18 protein-coding genes are annotated in these 26133 nt (G+C 65.0%); 4 read left to right on the forward strand and 14 right to left on the reverse strand.

All coding sequences use genetic code 11. The features are described 5' to 3' along the window. Positions 1–37 precede the first annotated feature (37 nt). The 12 genes from ACLRDN_RS13580 to ACLRDN_RS13635 all read right to left on the reverse strand — a co-directional run bounded on the left by ACLRDN_RS13580 (position 38) and on the right by ACLRDN_RS13635 (position 20442). The gene (locus ACLRDN_RS13580; RefSeq protein ID WP_413456702.1) at positions 38–1204 is read right to left on the reverse strand and encodes an ATP-binding protein; all 1167 of its coding nucleotides are present in this window, start codon (positions 1202–1204) and stop codon (positions 38–40) included. Then, positions 1201–1665: a response regulator gene (locus tag ACLRDN_RS13585; protein ID WP_413456703.1), complete on the reverse strand. Its 465-nt coding sequence runs from the start codon at positions 1663–1665 to the stop codon at positions 1201–1203. Before ACLRDN_RS13585 ends, ACLRDN_RS13580 begins: the two co-directional genes overlap by 4 nt. A gap of 54 nt (positions 1666–1719) precedes the next feature. Next, on the reverse strand, positions 1720–3324 hold the full coding sequence (locus ACLRDN_RS13590; protein WP_413456704.1) for a sensor histidine kinase: 1605 nt from the start codon (positions 3322–3324) through the stop codon (positions 1720–1722). Between the two features lie 306 nt (positions 3325–3630). After that, entirely contained in the window at positions 3631–4170 is a 540-nt protein-coding gene (locus ACLRDN_RS13595) for a hypothetical protein (protein WP_413456705.1), read from the reverse strand. A gap of 45 nt (positions 4171–4215) precedes the next feature. Continuing rightward, a complete protein-coding gene (pgi, locus tag ACLRDN_RS13600) occupies positions 4216–5889 on the reverse strand; it encodes a glucose-6-phosphate isomerase (protein ID WP_413456706.1) in 1674 nt (557 codons plus the stop codon). 203 nt (positions 5890–6092) lie between these two features. Next, the gene (gene treY / locus ACLRDN_RS13605; protein ID WP_413456707.1) at positions 6093–9050 is read right to left on the reverse strand and encodes a malto-oligosyltrehalose synthase; all 2958 of its coding nucleotides are present in this window, start codon (positions 9048–9050) and stop codon (positions 6093–6095) included. Continuing rightward, positions 9050–11314 (reverse strand): 4-alpha-glucanotransferase, encoded by a 2265-nt coding sequence (malQ, locus tag ACLRDN_RS13610; RefSeq protein ID WP_413456708.1) that lies wholly within the window; start codon positions 11312–11314, stop codon positions 9050–9052. Before malQ ends, treY begins: the two co-directional genes overlap by 1 nt. Next, positions 11311–13212, reverse strand: a complete 1902-nt coding sequence (gene treZ, locus ACLRDN_RS13615) for a malto-oligosyltrehalose trehalohydrolase (RefSeq protein ID WP_413456709.1) — start codon at positions 13210–13212, stop codon at positions 11311–11313. Before treZ ends, malQ begins: the two co-directional genes overlap by 4 nt. Continuing rightward, positions 13209–15476 (reverse strand): glycogen debranching protein GlgX, encoded by a 2268-nt coding sequence (gene glgX / locus ACLRDN_RS13620; RefSeq protein ID WP_413456710.1) that lies wholly within the window; start codon positions 15474–15476, stop codon positions 13209–13211. Before glgX ends, treZ begins: the two co-directional genes overlap by 4 nt. 2 nt (positions 15477–15478) lie before the next feature. After that, entirely contained in the window at positions 15479–17908 is a 2430-nt protein-coding gene (gene glgB, locus ACLRDN_RS13625) for a 1,4-alpha-glucan branching protein GlgB (RefSeq protein WP_413456711.1), read from the reverse strand. A gap of 211 nt (positions 17909–18119) precedes the next feature. Continuing rightward, on the reverse strand, positions 18120–19721 hold the full coding sequence (gene glgA / locus ACLRDN_RS13630) for a glycogen synthase GlgA (RefSeq protein WP_413456712.1): 1602 nt from the start codon (positions 19719–19721) through the stop codon (positions 18120–18122). A 493-nt stretch (positions 19722–20214) separates the two neighbouring features. Further along, entirely contained in the window at positions 20215–20442 is a 228-nt protein-coding gene (locus ACLRDN_RS13635; protein ID WP_413456713.1) for a dodecin, read from the reverse strand. A 401-nt stretch (positions 20443–20843) separates the two neighbouring features. Between ACLRDN_RS13635 and ACLRDN_RS13640 the strand changes: the two genes are divergently transcribed. Beyond that, positions 20844–21026 (forward strand): hypothetical protein, encoded by a 183-nt coding sequence (locus ACLRDN_RS13640; RefSeq protein ID WP_413456714.1) that lies wholly within the window; start codon positions 20844–20846, stop codon positions 21024–21026. Positions 21027–21162: 136 nt separating this feature from the next. Here the strand turns inward: ACLRDN_RS13640 and norR are convergent, their stop codons facing one another. Beyond that, on the reverse strand, positions 21163–22746 hold the full coding sequence (gene norR / locus ACLRDN_RS13645) for a nitric oxide reductase transcriptional regulator NorR (protein ID WP_413456715.1): 1584 nt from the start codon (positions 22744–22746) through the stop codon (positions 21163–21165). Between the two features lie 163 nt (positions 22747–22909). Here norR and hmpA point away from each other — a divergent pair, with 163 nt between their 5' ends. The 3 genes from hmpA to ACLRDN_RS13660 all read left to right on the forward strand — a co-directional run bounded on the left by hmpA (position 22910) and on the right by ACLRDN_RS13660 (position 25095). After that, positions 22910–24103, forward strand: coding sequence for an NO-inducible flavohemoprotein (gene hmpA / locus ACLRDN_RS13650; RefSeq protein WP_413456716.1), 1194 nt, complete (start codon positions 22910–22912; stop codon positions 24101–24103). 39 nt (positions 24104–24142) lie between these two features. Then, on the forward strand, positions 24143–24550 hold the full coding sequence (locus ACLRDN_RS13655; protein WP_413456717.1) for a hemerythrin domain-containing protein: 408 nt from the start codon (positions 24143–24145) through the stop codon (positions 24548–24550). A gap of 188 nt (positions 24551–24738) precedes the next feature. After that, positions 24739–25095 (forward strand): hypothetical protein, encoded by a 357-nt coding sequence (locus ACLRDN_RS13660; RefSeq protein ID WP_413456718.1) that lies wholly within the window; start codon positions 24739–24741, stop codon positions 25093–25095. Here ACLRDN_RS13660 and ACLRDN_RS13665 read toward each other — a convergent pair whose 3' ends face one another. After that, on the reverse strand, positions 25096–26094 hold the full coding sequence (locus tag ACLRDN_RS13665) for a 2-hydroxyacid dehydrogenase (protein WP_413456719.1): 999 nt from the start codon (positions 26092–26094) through the stop codon (positions 25096–25098). Between the last annotated feature and the right edge of the window lie 39 nt (positions 26095–26133).

The raw sequence follows: 26133 nt of genomic DNA on the forward strand, positions 1-26133 counted from the left end.
TCGGGCCCGGCCTGCAAGGCGCTCCCACCGGAGCGCCTCAGGCGGCCAGCGGCAGCCTCACGAAGAAACTTGCACCCTGCCCGGGACCGGCGCTGGCCGCGCGCAAGCGGCCGCCGTGCAACTCCACCAGCTGGCGCACGACGGCCAATCCCAGGTCCAGTTCAGCCGCGCTCCCCAGGCTGCCTGCGCAGGGGCCCGGTTGCGGGAACAGGCGCGCCAGCTCGGTGCTCTCCATGCCTCGGCCGCTGTCGCGCACTTCCAGTTCGATCTCGCTGTCCTGCCGGTGCAGGCACAGCTGCACCCAGCCACGGGGCGGCGTAAAGCGGATGGCATTGCTCAGCAACTTGCCCAGCACTTGTCGCAACCGTGCGGCATCCCCCACCACCGTGCCCTCGGCACGCTCCGCACGCAGCGCGATCTCCTTGGCGGCCGCCGCGCTCTCGGCGGCCAGCAGGGCATCGCGGATCAGTTCGGCCAGCGGTACCGGTTCGGCCACCAGGTGCAGCGTGCCGGAGAGGATGCGATTGGTATCGAGCAGCTCTTCCACCCGTTGCGCCTGCAGCAGCGCATTGCGCTCGATCACTTGCAGACCCTTGCTGAGTCTGGCGGGATCGCTGGCATCGCGCAGCAAATATTGAGTCCAGCCGAGGATGGCATTGAGCGGCGTGCGCAGTTCCTGCGACAGGGTCGTGAGGAAGGCTTCGCGCGCGCCGCGCAGGCGGGCGATTTCCGCTTCGGCGGCGCGTTGGGCCGCCAGCAATGCATCACGCTCCTGCTGCAGTTTCTGCAGACTCTCCCCTCCTTGCCCGTCCGGCCGCGCCTGCGCTTGCTGCTCCAGTACACGCTGCACGATCTGCGGCAGGTGATCAAGATAGTCGCTGGTCTTGGGCAGCACGTCGGCCACCCCGGCCCGCAAGGCTTCGATGATGCGCAATTCGTCGGAGACACCCGAGACCATGATGGCGGGGATCTCCACCCCCGCTGCGCGCAGGCTGCGGAAGAAATCCAGGCCGCTTTCCAGCGCCTGCAGGTTGTAGTCCACGATCAGCAGGTCGGGACGCTCCTGCTGCACCGCCGCCTGTGCGGATTGGGCATCGGCCACGGCGGTGACACGGTGGCCCCGCTTGGTGAGGACACGGCGGGCCAGCGCCAGCAGGCCTTCGTCATCCTCCAGCACCAGCACGTGGGCAATGGGCAGGGTCATCGTGATTCACTGTCCCTGGCCACCGGCACCGGCGCCGGCAGCTTGACCACCTGCAGGAAGAAGCCCAGGCGCCGCACGGCTTCGATGAAGTCTTCGTACTCCACCGGCTTGGTGATGTAGACATTGCAGCCCACCTCGTAGCAATGGGCGATCTCGCGCGGGTCGTCCGTGGTGGTGAGCATGATGACGGGAATGGCCGCAATGGCGGCCTCCTGCTTCATCCGGCGCAGCACCTCCACGCCATTGACGCGCGGCATGTTCACGTCCAGCAGCACCACCAGCTGCTGCAGATCGGCCCGGGCCAGGTCGCCGCCAAAAAAATAATCCAGCGCTTCCTGTCCGTCGCGCAGCCGCTGGAAACCGTTGACCAGGCCGGCTCGCCGCAGATTCTTTTCGACCAGCAAGGCATGGCCGTCGTCGTCTTCGACCAGGATGATGTTGACGCTCTGCTCTGTGGCCATCTCGCTCTCCTTGTCTATGGATTGATTGCACCGCCTGATGGGCTGTGTGCGGTGTCAGGACACCGGCGGGCGGGCCGGCAAGGCGACGTAGAAACAGCTGCCCTGCCCCTCCACCGATTCCACCCAGATGCGCCCGCCATGCCGCTCCACCACCCGCTTGACCAACGCCAGGCCGATGCCCTCGCCCTTGGCGACGTTGCCATGCAGGCGCTGGAAGGCGATGAACATCTTGTCCATGTAGGCTGCCGGGATGCCCAGGCCGTTGTCGCGCACGAAGTAGGTCACCAGGCTGGGCGCGGCCACCACGCTGTCGGCCTGGGGCACGTGGCCGATGCGGATATGGCCGGGGCGGGCCGGATCCAGGTAATTGACGGCATTGCCCACCAGGTTGCCCAGCACCTGTTCGACCGAAGTCGGATCGCCATAGGCAGGCGGCAGGTTGGCCTCGATCTCGACCTGGGCCGACTTGGCGCGGATACTGCCGCTCATGGCCGCGACGATGCGCGAAGCGATGGCATGCATGTCCAGCATCACCGGCTGGTATTCAACACGGCCGGCACGGGACAGTCGCAACATGGCGTCAATAATGCCGGCGGACCGGGTCACCGCATTCTGGATGAAGCGCAGCGATGTATGGATGTCCTCTTCGACAAGCGTGCGCAGGCGCTGGCGGTCCGGCTCGGGCAGCGCGAGGCGATCGACTTCGTCCAGCAGGTCGCGGGTGGCGTGGGTGATTTCCTTGCTGAAGCCCTGCAGATTCACCAGCGGCGAGCGCAGGTCATGCGAGACGCTGTAGATGAACATCTCGTTGTCCTGGGTCTGCTGGCGCAGGTCGGTGTTGACGTCGGCCAGTTCGCGCGCCCGCTGTTCGAGTTCCTCGCGGTAGCCCCGGGCCTGCAGTGCGGCTTCGGTGAGGCGTTCGCTGCTGCGATGCAGGGCATCGTCGAGCTGGCAGATCTCATCGTTGCCGCCCACCCGCGCGGCCAGCGGCTGGCCCTCGGAAAGGCAGCGGGCATTGCTGATCAAGACGTTCACGCGGGCCCCGATGCTGCGCGTAAAGGCCAGCGAAGCCAGCGCTGCAGTGACGATGGAGCCCAATACCGCCAGGATCAGCAGCCACGTCTGCGAACGGCGCGCAGCCTGGACGCGCTCGCTGCGCTCGGCACCGAGGCGCCGCTCTTCTTCCACGAACTTGTCGAGCTGGTTGAGAAATTCGGAGAGACGGTGCGGGCCCTGCTCATCGCGCAACTGGCGGATCACATCGTCTCGCTGGCCGCGCATCAAGCGCTCGCGGGCGCTGTCGTCCCAGTTGCGATAGCGTGCAATGGATTCATGCAGCGCGCGCACTGCGCTGCTTTGGGCCGGGTTGTCGGCCACCAGGCGCGCCAGCTCGCCGGTCTTGACCTCGATGTCGGTCCACATGTCGCTGCGGCTCAAGGTATCGGGCTGGTCCAGCAGGACGGCATTGCGGATGCGCGCGGCTTCCAGCAGCATGGGTTCGCGCAGGTCGGCGGCCTGGTTCATCACCTGCAGCGAATGCGAAGCCCAGCGTTCGGCGTCCTCGGCATCGCCCTGCGAGTTGAACAGCGCGCCCAGCAGCAGTAGTTCAAACAGGCTTGGTATGGCAACGATCAGCAAGCCCTTGGTCAGCAATCTCATGTGCGTTCGCCCGCTTCATGATCATTCTTACGGTGCATCGCCATCGGTCAAGCGCCGTCCTGGCTTGACCTGCAGTGCGCCCCCTCGACATTTCCTTGTTGTTCTGCCCTGCGCACATCCTTGCTTGCGGACCGGTGCGATGTTGGCTGCAATCCGGCCGGGTGCGTTTCTGGTAATCAATTGTTACGCACGATTATAAACTCACAATATGCACGCGCGTGCAGGCCGTGGCAAGCACCAATGCAAAGCCCGGCAACAAGGTGCCGGGCTCGGGGTACTTCGCTGCAACGCACTGCGCGATCTTGCTTAACCGTGCTCATCGACCGCCTGTGGTATCGACAGCGGATCAAAATCGACCCAGTCGCCTTCGCGGATGCTGCCCTCGGCGCGCTCCAGTTCGCTGGCCTCCAGGCCGCGCAGAAGACGAATCACCGTGCTGCCCTGCTGCTCATCCTCGATGGCCACGGCCACCATCATGCCGGCCACGCGGCGTGGCAGGGGCTCGTCGTCCGTGGCGGCGAGGCTGCCGACCAGGCCACCGAGATGGCCGCCCACCAAGCCACCGAGGGCCGCCCCGAGCGGGCCGGTCACGGGCGCCGTGGCCAATCCTGCGGCCGCGCCTGCCCCGGCCCCGGCGGCCACACCGGCAGCGGCACCGCGGTCAGTCTCTTCGGCGCCGGGTGACTTGTCGCGGTCACCGCCCACGGCAAAGCGGTCATGCTGGCCCGCCGGATTGACGAAGAAGCTGCTGATGCGCCCGCGCGCAAAGCCTGCCTCTTCCAGCACCGAGACCGCATGGGCGGCCTCTTCCTGCAGATCAAAACGGGCGGCGATGATGGTGCTCATGGCTTCTCCTGCACAAGGGTGGGCAGCGTGCTTTATCGGGTCGTCTCAGTTGCAGCTGCGATAACGGCGAATCAGGGCATTGGTGGAACTGTCGTGGTGCAGCGGTTCGGCGGGATCGAGCAACTGGCGCGCGGTACGCTTGGCCAGTTGCTTGCCCAGCTCCACGCCCCACTGATCGAAAGAATCGATGTTCCAGATCACGCCCTGGGTGAAGACGCTGTGTTCATACAAGGCCACCAACGTGCCCAGGCTGTAGGGGGTGAGCTTGTCGACCAACATGCTGTTGCTGGGGCGGTTGCCAGGGAAGACGCGGTGCGGGGCCAGTGCTTCGGGCGTGCCCTCTTCGCGCACCCGCTGCGCATTCTTGCCGAAGGCCAGCGCCTCGGCCTGGGCAAACATGTTGGCCATGAGCAGCGCATGATGCTGGCCCAGGGATTGAGCCGGCTGGCAGAAGCCGATGAAATCGCACGGAATCATCTGCGTGCCCTGGTGCAGCAGCTGGTAGAAGGAATGCTGGCCGTTGATGCCGTTGTCGCCCCAGTAGACCGGCGAGGTCTGGTAATCAACGGCATCGCCTTGCAGGGTCACCTGCTTGCCGTTGCTTTCCATGGTCAGTTGCTGGAGGTAGGCTGGCAGGCGCTTGAGATACTGGCTGTAGGGCAGCACGGCCTGGCTGGTGGCGCCGAAGAAGTTGGTGTACCACACCGTGAGCATGCCGAGGATGGCCGGCAGGTTGGCCTCCAGCGGCGCCGTGCGGAAGTGTTCATCCATGGCGTGGAAGCCCGCCAGCATCTCGCGGAAGTGCAGCGACCCGATGGCGATCATGGTGGACAGGCCAATGGCGCTGGTCATCGAATAGCGGCCGCCGACCCAGTCCCAGAAACCGAACATGTTCTGCGGATCGATGCCGAAGCGGCTGGCCTCCTCGATATTGGTGGTCACACCCACGAAATGGCGGGCCACTGCCGCTTCCTCGCCCAATTGATCCACCAGCCACTGCCGTGCAGCCTGCGCATTGGTGGTGGTTTCGAGCGTGGTGAAGGTTTTTGAGCAGACGATGAAGAGCGTCTCCTCGGCGGGCAAGTCACGCACGGTTTCCAACAGGGCGGCCCCATCCACGTCCGAGAGGAAGTGAAGACTCAGGTCAGATTGGCCATAGGGGCGCAAGGCCTCGTACGCCATCATCGGACCAAGGTCAGAACCGCCGATGCCGATATTGACCACATGGCGGATGCGGCGGCCGGAGTGGCCGGTCCATTGGCCGTTGCGCACCTGCTCGGCGAAGGCCTCCATGCGTGCGAGGACCTGCTGCACCTGGGCGATCACATCTTCACCCTCGACCACCAGGCGTTCGCTGGCGGGCATGCGCAAGGCCGTATGCAGGACCGAGCGCTGCTCGGTCGAGTTGATGCGATCCCCCCGGAACATGGCCTCGATGCGATCCTGCAAACCGCACTGGCGGGCCAGGTTCATGAGCAGGGCCATGGTCTCGGTGGTGACCAGGTTCTTGGAATAGTCGAGATAGATGCCGGCGGCTTGGGCCACCAGCTTTTCGCCGCGCTTGTCATCGGCGGCGAAGAGGCGCTCCAGCCGGAAGTGGCGGGCGTTGTATTGATGATGTTCCTGCAGGGCGATCCAGGCACTCTTCTCGGTCAGCGACTCGCGCTGGCCATAGGTGAACAGCGGCAGCTGCAGATCGGCGGCGGGCAACTTGGTCATGCGCAGACTCCTTGTACGACAGGGCAGATCCGGACGGAATGCCGGTATCGCGCCATGGTAGTGGTGTGCAGCAGCGGCATGACATCGGACGGCGGCACTTTCCCATGTAGGAAAAGAGGAAACCGTAAATAATTTGGGCGACAAGCCGTCGGCCACCGGAGCATCCCCGGGCCGGAGCAGCCCGGGGATCCTGCCATCGACGCTCAGCCCAGATGCAACGTCAGCAATTCCACCGGCAGGCTGCCCAGGATCTCGGCCACCGCGATGCTGCCCCCGCGTTCGCCATCGGCCATGGCACACTCCTCCAGCCCGCCCTGCCCGCTGGTGAGCACGCTGCGCCACTGGCGCAAGCCACTGCCCGCGTGTGACAACACCTGCGGAAGCGTGATGCGGGTATCGCCCCAGGCCTCTGCCGAGACCAGCGGCAAGGCTTCTTCCCGTCGCCCTTCAAAGGACAGCAGATGTCCCGCCAGACGGGTGCAAATCACCAGCGACGCCTCGATCCCGTGCTCGTCGCCGTCCTTGCCCGGCAGCAGCCGCGCAAAGGCGATCACGTGGCGCGCCAGCTTGCCGTGCGTGCTCAGCGGCAGGTACTGGCCGCGTGCGAACAACTCCGCATGATCGCGCCGGTACTGCAGCACCGCGTGGATCAATTGCTGCTTGGCGCTGCCACTCTGCCAGTCGCGCAGGGAGACGGGACGGCTGACGGCATCGGCCAGGCGCCGCTCACGCAGGGCGAAATCGACCGGACGGCGATTGTCCGGATCCACCATGCTCAGGTCCCACAGTTCACTGCCCTGGTAGAAATCGGGCACACCCGGCGAGCTCAGTTTGAGCATCGTCTGCGACAGGCTGTTGACTGCGCCCAGCGGAGCCAGCCGCCGCACGAAATCTTCCAGCTCGGTGAGGAAAGGATGATGACGCGGATCGAGCCCCGGATCACACAGCAACGCCCGCGTAAAGCGCTCGCAGGCCGCCTCATACTCGGTTTGCGGCACCACCCAGTCACTGCGGCGCTTGGCTTCGCGCAGGGCCTTGCGCTGCCAGGCGATGACACGCTCGGCCAGTTCCCCCAGTGCGGTGAGGTCATCGTCGCCGGCACGCATGCCGTCGGGCCAGGCGCCCACCAGGGTCTGGTACAGCATGCATTCGTCGACGGCATCGATACCGCCTTGCTCGCCGGCAGTGGCCGCGACGATGGGCGCGTTCAGCTGGTGCCAGTGACGCACGACCGTGGACCACTCCTCGGCGATCTCGGACAGCGCCGCCAGGCGCATGCGGGCATCTTCGCCGCGCTTGTGGTCATGGGTTCCTGTAGCCAGGAGGCTGGCGGGGGTCTGCCCGGCGCGCCGCGCCGCCAGTTGGTGGAAGTGCGCCACCGGCAAGGCCAGATGATCCGGCTCGGCGCCGACTTCATTGCGCGAGAGCAGGCGGCCGTAGCGGTAGAAAGCGGTGTCTTCCATCGACTTGGCCGTCAGCGGCGGCGTCAGTTGCTGGAAGCGGGCGATGGCGCGCAGTTGCAGGGCGCGCCGATGCTGGTCGCGCCCATCCTGCAGCAGGTCGCCGCCCAGCCAGCCCTCCACTACGTGCAGCGTAGCATGGTCGGCCGCATGCAGGCTGGCCGCCGCCTTCTGGACGGTCTGTGCCAGCAGTTCACGCTCCCGCGCGGGCATACCCTGCGCATTCGCATAGGTGCGATACACCGGGAAATGCACCAGCAACTCGGCCACCGCACGGCGGATGGACATGAGCGTCAGGTCGCGGGTCTGGGTGGCGCTGCGGGCGAGCTGATGCAGGCACAGCGTCAAGGCGTTGAATTCGGCCGCAAAATTGCGCACCAGGAAGCTGCGCCGCGCTTCCTGCACGATGGTCGGGAAATGGCACAGTTCGCCCGGGCCGTGGCTTTGCAGTTGATCGGCCGTGACCGGCAATTCGCCGACGATGTCGCGCCAGAGTTCGTCCAGCACCGGCTCGCCTTCGCCATCGTGCAGCACCGCCGCGCACTGGTCCATGAACTCGTAGCCGGTGGTGCCGTCAAGCTGCCAGCCCGGCGGCAGGACCTCGTCACCGGCGAGGATTTTCTCGGCGATCACATAGGGCTCATGATCGGGCCGCAGGCCGCGCAAGCGCTCGCGCAGGCGCAGGCAATACGTGGCGGGATCGGTAAGGCCATCGATGTGATCCAGGCGCAGGCCATCGATGATGCCTTCGGCGTAGAGACGGAAGATCTCGGCATGCATGGCCTCGAAGACATCTTCGCGCTCTACCCGCATGCCCACCAGTTCGCTGACCTCAAAGAAGCGCCGCCAGTTGATTTCGTCGGCGGCATTGCGCCAATAGGCCAGCCGGTAGTGCTGGCGCTCCAGCAGCTGATGCATGGCGCTGCGGCCGTGCGGCTGGCTGGGCGAAAACGCGGCCAGCGCGGCATCGATGTCGGCCAGTGCATCGGGGTCGGCAGCAAGTTGGCGTAGTTGCGCGCGGGCTGCAGAGGTGCGGGCATCCTTGTCGGCCTGGGCGGGGTCGAGCGCTGCAAAGGCCGCCATCACGTCGCCCAGGCGCGCACTGCCTGCGGTCTCCAGCACGGCGGCGTAATCGGTCGGTGCAAGCGGGAAAACATTATCGTGATGCGCGATCTGCAGCTCGCCCTGTTCCGAATCGAATCGCAGGATGAGTTCGCCCGCTTCCAGTGCTTCAGCATAGGGCTGGCCGAGGAAAGGCAGCAGGACCTTGCCGGTCAGTGCGGGGTCGGGGCTGTCCCAATGGATGTCGAACCATTCGGCGTGGCGGCTGTGGCGGCCCCAGCGCAGGACGTCCTGCCACCAGGCATTGTGATGGCCCACGGCCATATGGTTGGGGACGATGTCGACCACCAGGCCCATGCCCTGCGCGTGCAGGCGCTGGTGCAGTTGCCGCAGGCCGGCTTCGCCGCCCAGTTCGGGATTGATGCGGGTAGCATCGACGACGTCGTAACCGTGGGTCGAACCGGGGCGCGCCACCAGGATGGGCGAGAGGTAGAAATGGCTGATGCCCAGGCGGTGGTAGTAATCCACCGTCGCGGCCGCCTGTTCGAAGCGGAAATCGCGGTGCAATTGCAGTCGCGCGGTGGCGCGCGGGATGCCGCTGCGCGCCGGGTAGTCTGGCGATACAAAATGGGCTGGCATCAAATCTCCTTGGCGTTGCCGCCGCGCGCACGGCGCAGACGCTCCAGCCTGGCCTTGGCGGCATAGGCGGCGAAGAGCTGCGGCGTGTCTTCGGGCAGGCGGCGGCGCCAGTTGGGGTGAGGCTCGGTCATGCCGGGCAGGTTGGGTTGCTGGGTCAGGCCCAGGATGTCTTCTACCGGGACCACGGCCAGCGGTGCCGGGGTGGCGGCCACATAGTCCAGCGCGGCGTCAACGGCGATGGCGCAATCCTCCAGCGACACCGGCAAGGTCTCCTCTGTGTCCGCGTCGATGGCCGCTGGCGCGACTTCGGGCAGCGGGCCGCTGGCATGGCCCTGCTGCACCAGCGCCTGCCAGAGCTGGCTGCGCTCTGCGCGGCGCTGTTCCTGTGCCACAGTCAAGTCCTGGCCCAGCTGGCCCAGGCGCTCGCGCCAGGCCAGGTCGGCACCCGACCACCATCCCGCTACCGTCGGCAGGTCATGCGTAGTGGTCACTGCGATCGCCTGATGCGACCAGTCCGACGGCGGCAGGAAGCCCTTCTTGTCGCGCTGGAACCAGAGCACGCGAATACCCGAAACACCGGCCTCATCGAGCACCGTATCGAAACCGGGCGGCACCGTGCCCAAGTCCTCACCGATAACCACCGTGCGATGGCGCCACGACTCCAGCGCGATCAGACGCAACAGGTCCTGCTGCGGATAGGCTACGTAGGCGCCGGCGTCGGCCTCGCGGCCTTGTGGCACCAGCCACAGGCGATTGAGGCCCAGCACGTGGTCGATGCGTACACCGCCGCCCTGGGCGAAGGTGGCGCGCAGCATGGCCAGGTAGCCACGATAGCCGGTGCGGCGCAGGGCCAGCGGCGAAAACGCGCCCAGCCCCCAGTTCTGGCCTTGCGGGGCCAGGCGATCCGGCGGCGCGCCCACGGTCAGGCCGGCGGCGATCTCCTCCTGGTGGCTCCAGGCCTGGCTGCCGCCATTGTCGGCGCCCACGGCGAGATCGGCGATCAGGCCGATGGGCATGCCCGCCTGGCGTGCATTCTCTTGCGCCTGGGCCAGTTGGCGTGCGGCCTGCCACTGCAGGAACAGGTGGAAATCGATCTCGCCCGCATGCTCGGCCGCGAAGGCCTGCATCTCGGGCGTTTCCGGATGGCGGCCGGCTTGGCCCCACTGGCGCCAGTCGCAGCAGCCGTCGACCCCTTGGCTGCTCAGGTGATGGCTGTAGGCTTCGAACAAGGCGTGAGCGCGCAATGCAGCGCCCCCGTCCAGCTGGAAAGCGGCAAAGGCCGCCTGCTGCTTCACGTCGCCTGCATGTTCCGTGCGGTACAGGGCATGGAGGCGGCGCAGCAGGGTCATGCGATGGGCCCCGGCGCGCGGCCAGTCGATCAGATTGGCTTGCTGCAGGCGCTCATGGGCGGCGATCATTTCCGAGCCGCCCTCCGCCAGCACCTGAGCCTGGGCATCGGCGCCGAGGATACCGGCCGGGTCGATCAGGAAAGGATTGAGGAACAGCCGGCTGGAAGGCGAATAAGGGCTGCTGCGGCCAGGGTCGGCGGCAAACATCGCGTGCACTGGCGACATGGCCAATGCAGCAGCCTCGTATTGCGCCGCCATCGGCGCCAGTTCGGCCAGCGCACCGAAGTGGCCGAGGCCGCCGTCGCCGTAGACCTTGCGCTCCTCCTTGAGGCTGTCGCTGCGCAGGCCGTAGACTTGCGCGGCCAGTGCCCAGCCGCGCTCGCGTCCCTGCTCCGCCAGCGCATCGGCGATGGTGTAGCAGCGCGGCGGCGCGATGGCCAGCGTCAGGATATGGCCTGCCACCAGCAGCCGGTGATAGCCCGGCACGTCGATGGCCGGCAAGCTTGGCGGCTGGGTCAGGTCGGACGAAATCAGCAGCGTCAGGCGCGCGCCGTTGTCCAGCTCCACGCGGCAGGACAAGCCATGCAGGCGCGAGTGCGCCGGCAGCTGCACCGGCTGGTGCTGCACACCGGTGAGCAGCGGCGGCAGGTAGCCCACCGCATGCTCGCGATCAAGCTGGGCCAGGCTGGTGCGGCAGTCTTCGGGACTGTCGCAGGGCAGGCCCAGTGCAGCCAGGATGGCGCGCAGGGCATCGTCCTGCACCACTTGCGGTTGGTCGTAGGCATCAATCCAGTGGACGGCGATGCCGGCACGTTCTGCCAAACGATATAAATCGTTTCCACCAGGGCGCATGCTCACCGCAGCAGGAGCGGCCGGTGCAGCCTCGCCGGCACGCTGGCGCAGTGCGGCGTTCATGCTGCACTCCCGGTCTCGCTGGTGGCGCAGGGAGGCTCTCTCAACGCCAGGATGGCATGGCCGGGGAAGCTCCCGGCAGCCAACGCCTCCAGTGCGCCGCCACTGTCGAAGAGCACGTCGGCCCCGGCAGGCTGGGCCAGGTCTTCCAGCGCTTCCTGCAATGGCGCCTCATCAAGGTTGACGGTGATGTTGAGCACGCTGCCATTGGCCAGCTGCCAGCGCGCATGGACGGCCTTGGGACCGATGGCGCGTGCACCCAGCGCCTTGGCACCGCGCAGGTAGGGCGCGATATGCAGCTTGCGGATGTGCAGCAGTTCGGCCGCTCGGCGCAGGCATGCTGCTGATCCGGGAGCCGGGCCGGGCTCGGGAATGGAGGAGACGAAAGTGGCGAAGCTGTTGGGGTCGGGAATCTGTTCCAGCAGCTTGGGATCGGCAAATTGCGGGAAACGTGAAAATTCACGGCGGCGCCCTTCCCGCACGGCCTTCACCAGCTCCTCATCGCGATGGCTGGTGAAATACAGGAAAGGCTGCACGGCGCAGAATTCTTCTCCCATGAACAGCATCGGCACCTGCGGAGCCAGCAGGATCAGGGCCTGTGCGGCATGCAGGGCCAGCGGATGCGCCAGTACCGTCAGGCGCTCGCCAAAGGCGCGATTGCCGATCTGGTCGTGGTTCTGCAGGAAGTTGACGAAGGCCGTCGGCGGCAGGTCGGCACTGGGCTCGCCGCGCGGCTCGCCCAAATACGGCGAGACCTCGCCCTGGTACACGAAACCCTGTTGCAGGCAGCGGGCCAGCTTCTCGGCCGGCGCCTCGGCGTAGGCGCTGTAATAGCCGCTATCCTCGCCGGTGAGCAGCACGTGCAGGACATGGTGGGCGTCATCGTTCCACTGCGCGTCATAGACATGGGTGGAGCGCTCGCGCACCTGGCCGATCTCGCCCACTTCAGCCTCGGCTGCAACGGCCGCGGTATAGCCCAGCAGGTGCGCGGCATTGCCGTCATGTTCCAGCACCAGGTGAACGTGACGTTCGCTGCCGATCTCGGCGCGCACGCGCTGGCCCAGGGCCACCAGCCAGCCGGGCTCGCAAATGGCGTGCACGGCATCCAGGCGCAGGCCGTCGAAACGATATTCCTGCAGCCAGTACAGGGCGTTCTGGGTAAAGAAATCCGCCACTTCAGGGCGACGGAAATCGATGGTCGCACCCCACAGCGTATTCATGTCATGGCGGAAGAAATCCGGCGCATAGCTGTGCAGGTAATTGCCGTCCGGCCCGAAGTGGTTGTAGACCACATCGAGGAAGACCATCATGCCCAGCCCGTGGGCGGTATCGATGAGGGCCTTCAACTGGTCCGGGGTGCCATAACTGGCATCGGGTGCGAACGGCAGCACGCCGTCATAGCCCCAGTTGTGGGCACCCGGGAATTCCGCCACCGGCATCAGCTCGATGGCCGTAATGCCCAGCTCGGCCAGTTCGGCCAGGCGCTGCTGGATGCCGGCAAAGCCGCCCAGTGCGCCCGGATGCAATTCGTAGAGCACGGTCTCTTCCCACGGGCGGCCCTGCCAGTTGGGGTGCTGCCAGAGGTAAGCGTCTGGATCGACCACCACGCTGGGATCGAAGACGTCACCGGCCTGCCCGCGCGAGGCCGGATCCGGCGCGATGACTTCGCCCTGCTCGCGGCTCTGGAACACGTAGCGATACAGGGCGCCCGGATCGCACTCGGTCTCCAGTACGTACCAGGCAGGTGCAGCCGGGTCCTCGGCCGTCATCGGCAGGCGGCCGCGTCCGACGATGTCCACGGCCACCGCATCGGCGCCAGGCGCCCAGACGCGAAAGCGTACCTGGCCAGATGCCGTGACCTGGGCGCCAAAGGGCAGCTTCACGGAAAAGCGGGCACTCATGCGCGTTCTCCCCATTCATTGCGTTTGATCCACTCGTTGGCTGCCAGCGGATAGATGGCCGAGGACAGGTGCAAGGGCCGGTTGGCAAATACCTGCAAGGTATGGGCCTGGACCTGAACGCTGGCGCTGCCGTCGACCCTGACCTGCCCGCTTTCGCCTTCCGGCATGCCGGTGGGCTGGGCACAGTCCAGCAGCAGGAAATACTCGCCCTCGGTGCGCGGGAAACTGAATTCGATCGGTTCGTGACCGGCATTGACGAAGATCATCAGCACATCGGGCGGCGCTTCCTGGGCCTCGCCCGGCCCTTCTGCAGCGGTACCGGCGGCGTCATGCAGGCGTGAACTGAGCTGCTTGTGCGGCTCCAGGCGCTTGCCCGCCAGTTGCAGGGTGATGGCGCGCGCCACCGGGTTGTTCCAGTCTTCACTGGTGACCGGCTGTGCCGATTCGTCGAACCAGGCTACGTCCGGCAAGCCATCGGCCACCATCTGGTTGCCATGCAGGAAGTAGCTGGCCCGCAGGACATCGAAGTCGCGCCGGATGGCGGTGACGCGGCCGACGAAGGCAGTCAGCGCGGCGCCCTCGGGCGAGCGTGCCTGTTCCCAATTGATCCAGGAGATCTCGTTGTCCTGGCAATAGGCATTGTTGTTGCCGCCCTGGCTGCGGTTGAATTCGTCACCGGCCAGCAGCATCGGCGTGCCCTGCGCCAGCAGCGTCGAGGCCAACATGGACCGCTGCACACAAGCGCGGGTGGCCTGGATGGCCGGGTCATCGGTCTCGCCTTCGGCCCCCCAGTTGTAGCTGGCGTTGTCGTTGTGGCCGTCGTTGTTGTTCTCGCCGTTGGCCTCGTTGTGCTTGCCGTTGTAGCTGACCAGGTCACGCAGCGTGAACCCATCGTGCGAAGCGATGAAGTTGACCGTGGCCCAGGGCTTGCGGCGATTGTGTTCGAACAGTTCGGCCGAGCCCATCATGCGCTGGGCAAAGCCGCCGCGCATGGCCTCGTCGCCCTTCCAGAACTTGCGCAGGTCGTCTCGGAATTTGTCATTCCACTCGCCGAAGCGCGCCGGATGATTGCCCAGCTGGTAGCCGCCGGGGCCGATATCCCACGGTTCGGAGATCAGTTTGAGTTTGGACAGCACCGGATCCTGCAGCAGCGCATCGAAGAAGCCCGAGCCCGGATCGAAGCCGTGCGGCTCGCGGCCCAAGGTGGAACCAAGATCGAAACGGAAGCCGTCGATATGGAAAGATTGCGCCCAGTAGCGCAGCGAATCCATCACCATCTGCAAGACGCGCGGATGCGACAGGTTCAGGGTATTGCCGCAGCCGGTATCGTTGATGTGATAGCGCTCCTGCCCCGGCAGCAGGCGGAAGTAGCTGGCATTGTCGAGACCACGGAAAGACAGCGTGGGTCCCAGTTCGCTGCCGCAACTGGTGTGGTTGTAGACCACGTCGAGAATCACCTCGATACCGGCGCTGTGCAGGCGGCGCACGGCCATGCGCAATTCGTTGGGGTCGCCCATGGACATGTAGGACGGTTCGGGCGCGAAATACGACAGCGTGCTGTAGCCCCAGTAATTGGACAGGCCGCGTTCGATCAGGAAGCTGTCCTGCAGGAAGGCGTGCACCGGCATCAGCTCCAGGGTCGTCACGCCCAGGCGCAGCAGGTGGTCGATGAAGGCCGGATCGGACAAGGCGGCGAAGGTGCCGCGTTCATGCGGCAGCAGGTCATCGCGCATCTTGGAGATGCCCTTGACATGGGCCTCGTAGATCACCGTCTTGTTCCATGGCACCTGTGGCAGCCGATCGTGTTCCCACACGAAGGCGTCATCGGTGACCATGGCCTTGGGCATGGCGGCGGCGCTGTCGCGGCGGTCAAAGGACAGGTCGGCGCGGGCCGAGTGCAGGCGGTAGCCATAGAGCGCATCGGTCCAGCGGACCTGGCCGACCAGGCGCTTGGCATACGGATCCAGCAGCAGCTTGTTGGGATTGAAGCGATGGCCCTTGGTGGGCTCGTAAGGACCGTGGGCACGGAAACCGTAGACCAGGCCCGGGGCTGCGCCAGGCAGGTAGCCGTGCCACACTTCATCGGTGCATTCGGGCAGCGTGATGCGCTTGAGCTCGCGCTTGCCGGAGGGGTCGAACAGGCAGAGATCCATGCGGGTGGCATTGGCCGAGAACACCGCAAAATTGACCCCCAGGCCATCGGAGCTGGCGCCCAGGGGGTAAGGCAAGCCTGGCATCAGGCGATCAGGAAAGGCGACGCTCATTATCAGGACTCTCTACGCAGGATCAGGGTGGATAGCGGGGGCAGGTTCAGTTCGATGGAAGCCGGATGGCCATGCCAGCCGAATTCCTGCACTTGCACCTGGCCCATGTTGCCGCTGTTGCTGCCGCCATAAATGGCGGCATCGGTATTGAGGACTTCGCGCCAGACACCATGATGGCCGGGCGCGATCGACGGCACGCCAATACGGTAGTTGGTGCGCGGTACCGGGGTCAGGTTGACCACGATGAGCACCGGCGGACCTTCATCGGCATAGCGGAAATACGCCAGCACGCTGTTGACGCTGTCGTCGCCCACGGCCCAGGAGAAGCCGTCGGCGCGGCAGTCGCGCTGGTGCAAGGCCGGTTCGCTGCGATACAGGTGGTTCAGGTCGCTGACCAGCTGGCGTAATTGCCGGTGACCGGCGGGATGGCCGCCGTGTTCGTCGAGCAGGTGCCAGTACGGCGACTTGTCGTGATCGAATTCGTCAGGCTGGCCGAACTCGCTGCCCATGAACAGCAGCTTCTTGCCGGGGTGCGTCCACATGAAACCGTAGTACGCGCGGACGTTGGCGAAGCGGCGCCATTCGTCGCCGGGCATCTTGTTCAACAGCGCGCGCTTGCCGTGGACCACCTCATCGTGCGATATCGGCAAGATGAAGTTTTCCGAGAATCCATATAGCAAACCGAATGTCATGTCGTGATGGTGATAACGACGGAACAGCGGGTCATGCTGCATGTAGCGCAGGGTGTCGTTCATCCAGCCCATGTTCCACTTGTAGCTGAAACCGAGCCCGTGGTGGTCGGCTTCATGCTTGACTTCCGAGGTCACGCCCGGCCAGGAGGTGGATTCCTCGGCGATCATCAGTACGCCCGGGCAGCGCTGGGCCACGACGGTATTGAGTTCGCGCAGGAAGGCCACGGCCTCCAGGTTTTCGCGCCCACCGTGGATGTTGGGCACCCACTCGCCCGACTTGCGGCTGTAGTCGCGGTAAAGCATCGAGGCCACCGCATCGACCCGCAGGCCATCGATATGGAAATGCTCGATCCATTCCAGGGCACTGGCGATGAGGAAACCGCGCACTTCATTGCGGCCGAGGTTGAAGATCAGCGTATTCCAGTCCTGATGGAAGCCTTCGCGAGGATCGGCGTGTTCGTAAAGGGCGGTGCCGTCGAATTGCGCCAGGCCATGCTGGTCGCTGGGGAAATGCGCCGGCACCCAATCCAGCAGGACACCGATACCGGCCTGGTGGCAGCGGTCGACGAAGGCGGCAAAACGCTCCGGTTTGCCGAAGCGGGCACTGGGCGCAAACATGCTGATGGGCTGGTAGCCCCAGGAACCGCCAAAGGGGTGTTCCATCACCGGCATCAGTTCGATATGGGTGAAGCCCATGCCGACCACGTAAGGGATCAGTTGATCGGCCAGCTCATCCCAGCTCAGGTTGCGGTGTGCCTGCTCGGGCACGCGGCGCCAGGAGGCAGGATGCAGTTCATAGATGGACATCGGCGCCGACAGCGACTGGCGCTGCGCACGCTCGGCCATCCACTGCTGGTCTTGCCACAGGTAAGGACGGGCATCGGCGACCACCGAAGCGGTGGCCGGCGGGGGTTCGGTCGCGCGCGCGACAGGGTCGGCCTTGAGCGGCAGCAGCACGCCATCGCGACCCTGGATCTCGTATTTGTAAACATCGCCGGGACCGATACGCGGAATGAACAGCTCCCACACGCCGGACTCGTGGCGCAGGCGCATGACGTGACGACGGCCGTCCCACTGGTTGAAGTCGCCCACCACGGAAACGCGCTCGGCATTCGGCGCCCATACCGCGAAGCGCGTGCCGGGGACGCCGTCCATCTCCATCGGACGTGCGCCCAGGCAATCGGCGAGCTGGCGGTGGCGGCCTTCGCGCAGCAGGTGCAGGTCGAGTTCCCCGAGCAGGAGGCCAAAGGCATAGGGGTCTTCCGTGCTTTGTACGCTGCGGCTGCCGTCCGGGATCGCCCAGTCCACTTCAAGCACATAGGGCACTTGATGGCGGCGCTGATCGAGACCAGTGGCCACGCCACTGAAGAAGCCGCTGGGCTGGCCATGCAACTCGAACTGCTGCAATTCGCCCAGCAACGCGCCACTGTGGCGGCAGCGCACTCGCACCGCCGCCGCACCAGGATGGAAAGCGCGGATGGAGGACACGCCGCTGGACTGGCTGGCATAGCGCGGGCCGAGCAAGCCGAAGGGCTGCGTCAGGCGGCCGGCCAGCAAGGCTTCGAGCAGGCCCTGCTCTTCAAAGGAAAGGGACAAGGCAGTTTGTTCCGGGAAATCAGTGGGATGAGAGGGGGAAGACGGTTGCGCCGAAGCGGAACCGGGGGGCGCCGAGCTGGCGTCGGAAGCCTCTTCCATGGACTTCGTGGAAGCCCTGTACGCCGTGACAGACATGCCGGACATGCACACTCCTGTTGTTGTTATCGGGTTGATCGAAATGGCGCAAAACAGAGCGCAAAACAGTGAACAGTGAAATCAAAAACCGGTGCAAAAACCGGCGCGTTGCAGCGGCGCGCCGGCAAACACCTCCACTGCCCGGTCCACATGGACCGGGTGAGGATCAGATCGGAATAGCGCGCAGGCCAGGCGCTCAGCAGGCCCGCGCAGGTGTCGCTCAGGCGGCGGCCACTGACACCGGTACGCCCACTACCCCCGCGAGTGCCGCAGCAATGGCGGCAGCCGGACTGACCGCGCGCTCATGCTGTGCATGGGCCTGAGCGGCGGGCCGTTCGACGGCCGGCGGACGTGGCGCGAACAGCGGACGCACTGCCATGTCGGCCACGTGGGCATAGGCCTCGATGTAGGCGCGGGTCGGGCCGGCCCAGTCGCAGTCGATGCTCATGGCGTTGCGCTGCACGCTCTGCCAGCGCTCGGTGTCGCTGTAGAGCGCGAAGGCGCGCGCCACTGCATGCTGCATGTCGGCGGCAGTCTCGCCCTCGAAGAGCACACCGGTGGCGTGCTGCGGATCGAGATCGGCATCGCACACGGTATCGACCAGGCCACCCACGCGCGAGCCGATGGGGACGGCGCCGTAGCGCATCGCGTACAGCGGCGTGAGGCCGAAGGGTTCGAAACGGGTCGGGTGCAGCAGCATGTCGCTGCCGGCATGCAGGGCATGCGCACGACGCTCGTCGTAGCCGATATGCACGGCGATGCGGCCGCGATAGCGCTCGGCCAGCTCGAGGAAGGCTGCTTCGTAATCGTGGTCGCCGCATCCCAGGATCACCACCTGCAGGCGCGGATGGCGTGCCATGATGCCGGGCAGCGCTTCGATGACGACGTCGGCCATCTTCTGGTGCGAGATGCGCGAACCCAGGCCCATGACGGGCGCAAAGGGATCGACCGGCAAGCCGAAGAGCTTCTGCAGGTCACGCTTGCAGGCGGCCTTGCCCTTCATGTTGCCGACGCTGAAGTTGCGGGCGATCAGCGGATCATCCGCAGGATTCCAGAGTTCGGCATCGATGGCATTGGGGATGGCGCGCAGGTCCAGCTTGCGGAAGGACAGAATACCGTCCATGCCGCAGCCGAAGCGCGGGGTCATGATCTCATGCGCATAATTTTTGCTGACGGTGGAAACGCAGTCGGAGAAGCGGATACCCGCCTTGAGGAAGGACAGCTTGCCCCAATACTCGACGCCGTCACCGGTCAGCAGATGCTGTGGAATGCCGATCTGCTCGGCCGACTCCAGCGCAAAATTGCCCTGGAAGGCCAGATTGTGAATGGTCAGCATGGTGCCGACATGATCCAGGCCGCGCAACTTCAGCAGGCAGGGAATCAGCCCGGCATGCCAGTCGTTGGCGTGTACCACATGCGGTACCGGCAGGCTGGTCTCGCCGGCGCAGATGGCTACGGCCGCGTGCGACAGGTCGGCGAAGCACAGCGCGTTGTCGCTGAACTCGACGCCATCGGTATCGACGTAGGGATTGGCACCGCGCTGGCGGAAGCGCGCCGTATCCAGCAGCAGCGCCGGCACGTCGGTGCCGGGAATGGTGCCGCGCAAGAGCCGGCCGGCGCCCCCGGGCAGACCGTGCTTCAAGCCGATCTGTACCGTGTCGCCGAGGTTGCGCACCGCCTCCGGATAGGCGGGCATGAGGATGCTGGCATCGATGCCGACTTTGCGCAGCGATACCGCCAGCGCCGTAATCACGTCGGCCAGGCCACCGGTCTTGACCAGCGGTACGGCCTCTGAGCTGACTAACAGAACTCGAGCTTGCAAGATGGACCCCTAATGTGTGAAAGCACCTGAGATGGAAAGCACTCTTGGCTCGTCGCATCGCATGGGTTTTCGTCCTGGCCGCCGCTTGATCTGCTGGCCAAGGCGAAAACTTGTCCTTGTTTTTATGTGGACTGGACAGTCTTTTGAGCGCCGATGATTACGTTATACGGACCAGTTGAGCCGCTCACTATCGGACAGCGGCCTGAGATGGCGTAGGATGAATCCTACTGTTGCAGCGCGGCGAAAATGCCCGGGCGGGAGCCCGGCAGAATGAAAGAAAAAAACAAAAGGCCGGCACCCATTTGCCGGCCTGCGTTGATCGGTCACGGTAGAGCTGGCTACGTTGCGCTGCCAGATGAGCTGCAGAAATTGCCAAATGATTTCTCAATTTCGCAAGGTGGTCAGCCGATACGGCATGACCTGGCCATCATATGGCGGAGTTCACTGCGCACCGCCATGCCTCATCCGTGGCAACCGCTTGCGAGAGAACGCTTCAGGTCTCGACGCGGAAGCCAATCTTCAGACCGACCTGAAAATGGCCGATGCTGCCATTTTCCACATGGCCACGGCACTGCGTAACTTCGAACCAGTCCACGTTCTTGACGGTCTTGACGACGTCGGCGAGGGCGTTGCGGATGGCGTCATCAGTGCCGTTGGGCGAACTGCCGACCACTTCGATGATCTTGTAGGTGCTGGAATTATCTTGCTTGCGCTCGGTCATGGAGACTCCTTCCGGTAAGGTTGGCTCATCCGAGGATGAGGCGAACGCATAGGCTAGACCCTCGCTTCGGCGATTGGCATCGGCCAATGCCAGCAGCTTGCGTAGGACAGCACGCGATGAGCTGATCGCACAGCCGCAAAGGCGTCCGCGTTATTTTTGCTCCGCAGCAAACTCCTCCCCTGCCGCGCTCCTCATTGCTGCCACACAAGGATTGCCAGGCTTCAACACTGCGCGTCTTCCTACAAAAATTTAAGCCGCCCGATACCTGTTGCAGCGCACCCAAACCGGCTAATATTGCATCATCTGGCTTGCCAAAACGTTCATATCACGCATGGCTGCCCTGCCCGCCCGGCAGCATTACCGGCGGGCCTGCACGAGATTTTCATCGCTTGGAGATCATCATGTCGCAACTCAACCCCGGCCTTATCGCCCCTGCTCCCGCAGGCAACCCCGTGAAGGTCATCAGCGCACCGCCTGAAGACCTGCAACATGTCAATGACGACGCCGCTGCGGCCCGCAACCTGACTGCCATCCGCATTCGCGGCCAGCTGGCGGAGTTGGACGCGGAACGTCAACCGTCCTGAGTGTCTCCTCAGGTGGGGCGTGAGGCCTGAAACTTCATGCCCGTTACGGCCGGAATCATGATGGGCGCCTGCCCTGAGCGATTCCGGCCGTTTTCTCTTCTTTTCCTTCATCCGCCCGGAAACCGCCGTCCCGTGGCTACCTCAACCCGAGGCGCCTGGCCAGCCGGTTGAGATTGGCCCGGTCCAGGCCCAGCTCACGGGCAGTAGCGGCGAGATTTCCCTCATTCCGCGCCAGCGCTTCCCCCACCAGCTTGCGTTCGAAACGTTCCACGGCTTCGCGCAACCCTTCGCCTGCCGGCCCTGGTTCAGGCTGCGCGAGCGTATCTGCCTCGCGCGCCGGCGCCGATGCCACGGCGGGCGGATGCTCCAGCTCCAGCGCTGCGGCATCAAGCGTCAGGATGCTCGGCCGCGCCGGCTGCGCGGCCAACGCCCGCAAGGAGCTGCGGCCGACCAGGTGTTCCAGTTCGCGGATGTTGCCGGGCCAGTCATAGTCCAGCAGCGCGCGCTGCGCATCGGCTGAGAGGCGCAGGCTGGACAGGCCCAGCCGTGCCCGGTTCTGCTCCAGGAAATAGCCCGCCAGCAGCAATACGTCACGCCCGCGCTCGCGCAGCGGTGGCACGCGGATCGGGAAGACCGAGAGCCGATGATAGAAATCCGCCCGGAAATGGCCGCGCTTGACCTCCTCGGCCAGGTCGCGGTTGGTGGCGGCGATCAGGCGCACGTCCACGCGGTGCTCCCGGTCCGAGCCGACGCGCTGCAACTGTCCGCTCTGCAGCACCCGCAGCAGCTTGGCCTGCACCGCCAGTGGCAACTCGCCCACTTCATCCAGGAACAGCGTGCCGCCATCGGCCATCTCGAACTTGCCGCGCCGGTCTGCGACGGCGCCCGAGAAAGCGCCGCGCACGTGGCCGAACAATTCACTTTCGACCAGGGTATCGGGCAAGGCCGCGCAATTGAGGCTGATCATGGGCTTGTGGGCGCGGGGTGAGGCGGCATGCAGGGCATGGGCCACCAGTTCCTTGCCGGTACCGGTTTCGCCGGTGACCAGGACCGTCATGTCGCTGGGAGCGGCCATGCGGATCTCGTCCATCAGTTGCCGCTGGGCCTGGCTCTGCCCGATCAGTTCGCGCTTGCCCTGGCTTTCCTCCAAGCCCAGCCGGTAGGCCTCGGCACGCTGGCGCGCCTGTTCTCCGGCTTGTGCCAGGTCGTCGATGCGTTCGGCCACGTTGACCGTGGCCGCCGCCAGGGCAGCAAAGGCCTGCAGCGAGGCCATGTCCACCCCGTCAAAGCGCCCCTCCCCCAAGGCATCGAGCGTGACCAGCCCCCACGGACGGCCATTGACGGACAGCGCGCAGCCCATGCAGTCGTGCACCTCCAGCGCGCCGGAGTGGACGTCATTCAAGCCGTCGACCAGCCCGTCGTAGGGATCCGGCAGGCTCGAATCGGCAGGAAAGCGGGTCGGTGCGGCATTGGCCAGCAGGACCCCGAAGCGCGGATGGTCGGCGATGCGAAAGCGCCGGCCTAGGGTATCGCTGGAGAGGCCGTCGATGGCCAGCGGCACCAGCAGATCCCCTTCCAGGCGCAGCAGCGCGGCCGCGTCGCAGGGAAACAGCGTGCGCAAGGTCTGCAGCAGGCGCCGGTAGCGCTCCCGGTCATCGATCTGGCGCGAGAGGTCGGCCACCAGCGGCAGCAAGGCATCGAGCAGGGCTTTTGAAGTCATTTTGACTCCATCTAATGAAAATAAAAGTCATTATGACATAGGTCATATGCACACGGATCATCAGCAAGTCATTGATTTTATTGGTTTCTACGCGTGGCACGCCTTTTGTAATAAGGAGGGTACCCGGATCCACCGGCCCATCCACTCTCCAGAAAGGTCCAGCATGCTTACCGATGCCCAACTCGCCATCGTCAAATCCACCGTCCCCCTGCTCGAATCGGGCGGCGAGGCGCTGACCACGCATTTCTACAAGATGCTCATGCGCGACTATCCGCAGGTGCATCCCCTGTTCAACCGCGCGCACCAGGCCAGCGGCGACCAGCCGCGGGCGCTGGCCCATGGCGTGCTGATGTACGCCCGCCACATCGATCGCCTGGAAGCCATGGGTCCGCTGGCCGCGCAGATCATCAACAAGCACGTGGCCGTGCAGGTGCTGCCCGAGCACTACCCCATGGTCGGCGACTGCCTGCTGCGCGCCATCCGTGAAGTGCTGGGCGCCGAGATCGCCACCGATGCCGTCATCGATGCCTGGGCGGCTGCCTATGGCCAGCTGGCCGAGATCCTCATCGGCGCCGAACGCCAGCAATACGACGCCAAGGCCGCCGCACCGGGCGGCTGGCGCGGGGCGCGCAATTTCGTGGTCACGCGCAAGGAGGCCGAAAGCGAAGAGATCACTTCCTTCTATTTCATGCCCCAGGACGGTGGCGCGCTGCTGGACTTCGAGCCGGGCCAGTACATCGGCCTGCGCATGGTGGTGGACGGGCTGGAACAGCGCCGCCAGTACTCGCTGTCGGCCCCGCTGCGCCAGGACGGCCAGCCGCTGCAATACCGCATCAGCGTCAAGCGTGAAGCCCAGGGCAAGGTCTCGCGCCATCTGCACGATGAGATCCACGTGGGTTCGGTGGTGGAACTGTTCCCGCCCTCGGGCGACTTCACCCTCACAGGCAGCGACAAGCCGCTGGTGCTCATCAGCGGCGGCGTGGGCATCACCCCGATGATGACCATGCTGGCCGCAGCTTTGCCGACCGGCCGTCCGGTGCACTTCATCCATGCAGCGCGCCATGGTGGCGTGCATGCCTTCCGTGGCCAGGTGGAAGAGCTGGCGGCCCGGCATCCGCAACTGCATCCGCACTTCTGCTATGAGCAGGCCCGTGCTGCCGACCCGGCCCCGCACGCTACCGGTTTCATCAATCCGGCGCTGCTGGCGCAATGGCTGCCGGCGACCCGCGATGTGGACGCCTACTTCGTCGGCCCCAAGCCCTTCATGAAAGCCATCAAGCGTGCGCTCGCCGATCTCGGCATCCCGGCCGCACAGAGCCGATATGAATTTTTCGGCCCCGCAGCCGCACTGGAATGAGCTTTGGGCTCCCCTCTTTGCACTGGAACAGGAAGCATCATGAATCTGGACAAATATCGCCGCGAACACGCCGACATCATCGGCCACGTCAGCACCCTGCGCACGCTGTGCGCCAACGGCATCGCCGAAGAGGCGCCAGCGATTGCCCGTGAAGTCATCGCCATGAGCTCGGTCATCAAGCTGCACCTGTCGGTGGAGGACCGCTATCTCTATCCTTCCATGCAGCAGGCCGCACCCGCCCTGGCCGCCAAGGCCAGGCTTTATCAGGAAGAGATGAAGGAAATTTCAGCCCAGTACGGCCAGTTCTCGCGGCGCTGGAATGACGCGCAATCCATTGCCGAGCAGCCTGAAGCCTTCCGTGCTGACGCTAATCGCGTCCTGAGATTGCTGTTCGACCGCATCGGGCGCGAGAACCGTGATTTCTATCCGATGGTGGAAGCCGCCTGAACCTGTTGAACGACCGGCAGGTGGGCCCTGTGTCCGCCTGGCCGGGCCTCAAAACGCGCCGCGAAAACCATTTATAACATTTGCAGATCGATTTCTGACCAATCCATCCTGAATTGATCTTCGACAAGTTTTCCGCAATGCAGCAAATGCTATGCTGAGCGCTCCCCCTCCTCCGCCGAAAGACCGCCATGAGCGAAAAACTGAGCGCCGAGCGCCACACTCCCGATGAACTGACCCAGGAACTGGAAGCACTGGACCTGGAGATCGTCCGCTGCGCCGTGATCTGCCAGGTACGCCTGTTTGATCCGGGCGTACTGAACCAGGTGATGGACAACAACGAGCTGGTCTGCGGCCAGGCTCATCCGACCGCTTTCCAGAGCCTGCGCGGGCTGCTCTACCTGCATTTCGACATGCATCGCCAGCTGGCGCAGACCTATGGCGCCGACGATGCCGAACACATCATCCAGCGCGTGCATGAACATTTGCGCCCGCGCATCGGCGAGCAATTGGGCTCGCTGTTCGACGCCGGCCGGCATCCGCGCTGATCAGGCCACCAGCCGCTCGCCCAGGCTGTTGCCAGCGGCGAAATCATTCAGGTTGGCGATGGTGGTCTGCATGATCTGGCCGATGGCCTCCTCGGTGAAGAAGGCCTGGTGACCGGTGACGATCACATTGGGAAAGGACACCAGGCGCTGGATCACGTCGTCGGTGATGATGGTCGAGGACAGGTCCTGGAAGAACAGGCTGGCCTCCTGTTCATAGACATCGATGGCCAGGCCGCGCAGGTGGCCGCTCTTCAAGGCCGCAATCACAGCCTCGGTATCGACCAGCCCGCCCCGGCTGGTATTGACCAGAATACAGCCAGGCTTGATGCCGGCCAGGGTCTGGGCATTGACCAGGTAGCGCGTGGCGTCGGTCAGCGGGCAATGCAGCGAGATCACGTCGCTGGCGGCAAAGAGTTCATCCCGGCTGACGTAGCGCCCGCCCAGCGCCTCGAATTCGGGATTGCGATGCACGTCGCTGCCCAGCACCGTGCAGCCGAACCCGGCCATGATGCGGGCGAACAGCGCGCCGATCTTGCCGGTGCCGATCACCCCCACGGTCTTGCCGTGCAGGTCGAAACCCATCAATCCTTCCAGCTCGAAATTGCCTTCGCGCGTGCGCATGCTGGCGCGCGCTATTTTGCGGTTCACCGCCAGCAGCAGGCCTGCGGCAAACTCGGCCACCGAGTAAGGTGAATAATCGGCCACGCGTGCCACCGTGATGCCCAGCCGCCGTGCGGCTTGCGTATCGATGTGATTGAAGCCCGTAGAACGGGTGGTGACGAAACGCACCCCGAGCGCGGCCAGGCGTTCCAGCACGGCGGCACCCAGGTCGTCATTGACGAAGGCGGCCACGGCCTGGCAGCCACCGGCCAACTGTGCGGTGGCGATATCGAGGCGATCCTGCAGGAATACCAGTTCATGGGCTGCCCCGCAGGCGGCATTGGCGCGGGTGAGCAGGGTCTGGTCGTAGCGGCGGGCGCTGAAGACGGCGGTTTTCATACGAACCTTTCATGGATGAGCAGTGCGGCGTGAAGTCAT

It is taken from the genome of Herbaspirillum huttiense, assembly GCF_047300815.1.
Taxonomy (GTDB): domain Bacteria; phylum Pseudomonadota; class Gammaproteobacteria; order Burkholderiales; family Burkholderiaceae_D; genus Herbaspirillum; species Herbaspirillum huttiense_A.

Coding starts and splice junctions, on each gene's coding strand:
- ACLRDN_RS13580 (WP_413456702.1), bottom strand. CDS start 1,204: ATGACCCTGCCCATTGCCCACGTGCTGGTGCTGGAGGATGACGAAGGC.
- ACLRDN_RS13585 (WP_413456703.1), bottom strand. CDS start 1,665: ATGGCCACAGAGCAGAGCGTCAACATCATCCTGGTCGAAGACGACGAC.
- ACLRDN_RS13590 (WP_413456704.1), bottom strand. CDS start 3,324: ATGAGATTGCTGACCAAGGGCTTGCTGATCGTTGCCATACCAAGCCTG.
- ACLRDN_RS13595 (WP_413456705.1), bottom strand. CDS start 4,170: ATGAGCACCATCATCGCCGCCCGTTTTGATCTGCAGGAAGAGGCCGCC.
- pgi (WP_413456706.1), bottom strand. CDS start 5,889: ATGACCAAGTTGCCCGCCGCCGATCTGCAGCTGCCGCTGTTCACCTAT.
- treY (WP_413456707.1), bottom strand. CDS start 9,050: ATGCCAGCCCATTTTGTATCGCCAGACTACCCGGCGCGCAGCGGCATC.
- malQ (WP_413456708.1), bottom strand. CDS start 11,314: ATGAACGCCGCACTGCGCCAGCGTGCCGGCGAGGCTGCACCGGCCGCT.
- treZ (WP_413456709.1), bottom strand. CDS start 13,212: ATGAGTGCCCGCTTTTCCGTGAAGCTGCCCTTTGGCGCCCAGGTCACG.
- glgX (WP_413456710.1), bottom strand. CDS start 15,476: ATGAGCGTCGCCTTTCCTGATCGCCTGATGCCAGGCTTGCCTTACCCC.
- glgB (WP_413456711.1), bottom strand. CDS start 17,908: ATGTCCGGCATGTCTGTCACGGCGTACAGGGCTTCCACGAAGTCCATG.
- ACLRDN_RS13635 (WP_413456713.1), bottom strand. CDS start 20,442: ATGACCGAGCGCAAGCAAGATAATTCCAGCACCTACAAGATCATCGAA.
- ACLRDN_RS13640 (WP_413456714.1), top strand. CDS start 20,844: ATGTCGCAACTCAACCCCGGCCTTATCGCCCCTGCTCCCGCAGGCAAC.
- norR (WP_413456715.1), bottom strand. CDS start 22,746: ATGACTTCAAAAGCCCTGCTCGATGCCTTGCTGCCGCTGGTGGCCGAC.
- hmpA (WP_413456716.1), top strand. CDS start 22,910: ATGCTTACCGATGCCCAACTCGCCATCGTCAAATCCACCGTCCCCCTG.
- ACLRDN_RS13655 (WP_413456717.1), top strand. CDS start 24,143: ATGAATCTGGACAAATATCGCCGCGAACACGCCGACATCATCGGCCAC.
- ACLRDN_RS13660 (WP_413456718.1), top strand. CDS start 24,739: ATGAGCGAAAAACTGAGCGCCGAGCGCCACACTCCCGATGAACTGACC.
- ACLRDN_RS13665 (WP_413456719.1), bottom strand. CDS start 26,094: ATGAAAACCGCCGTCTTCAGCGCCCGCCGCTACGACCAGACCCTGCTC.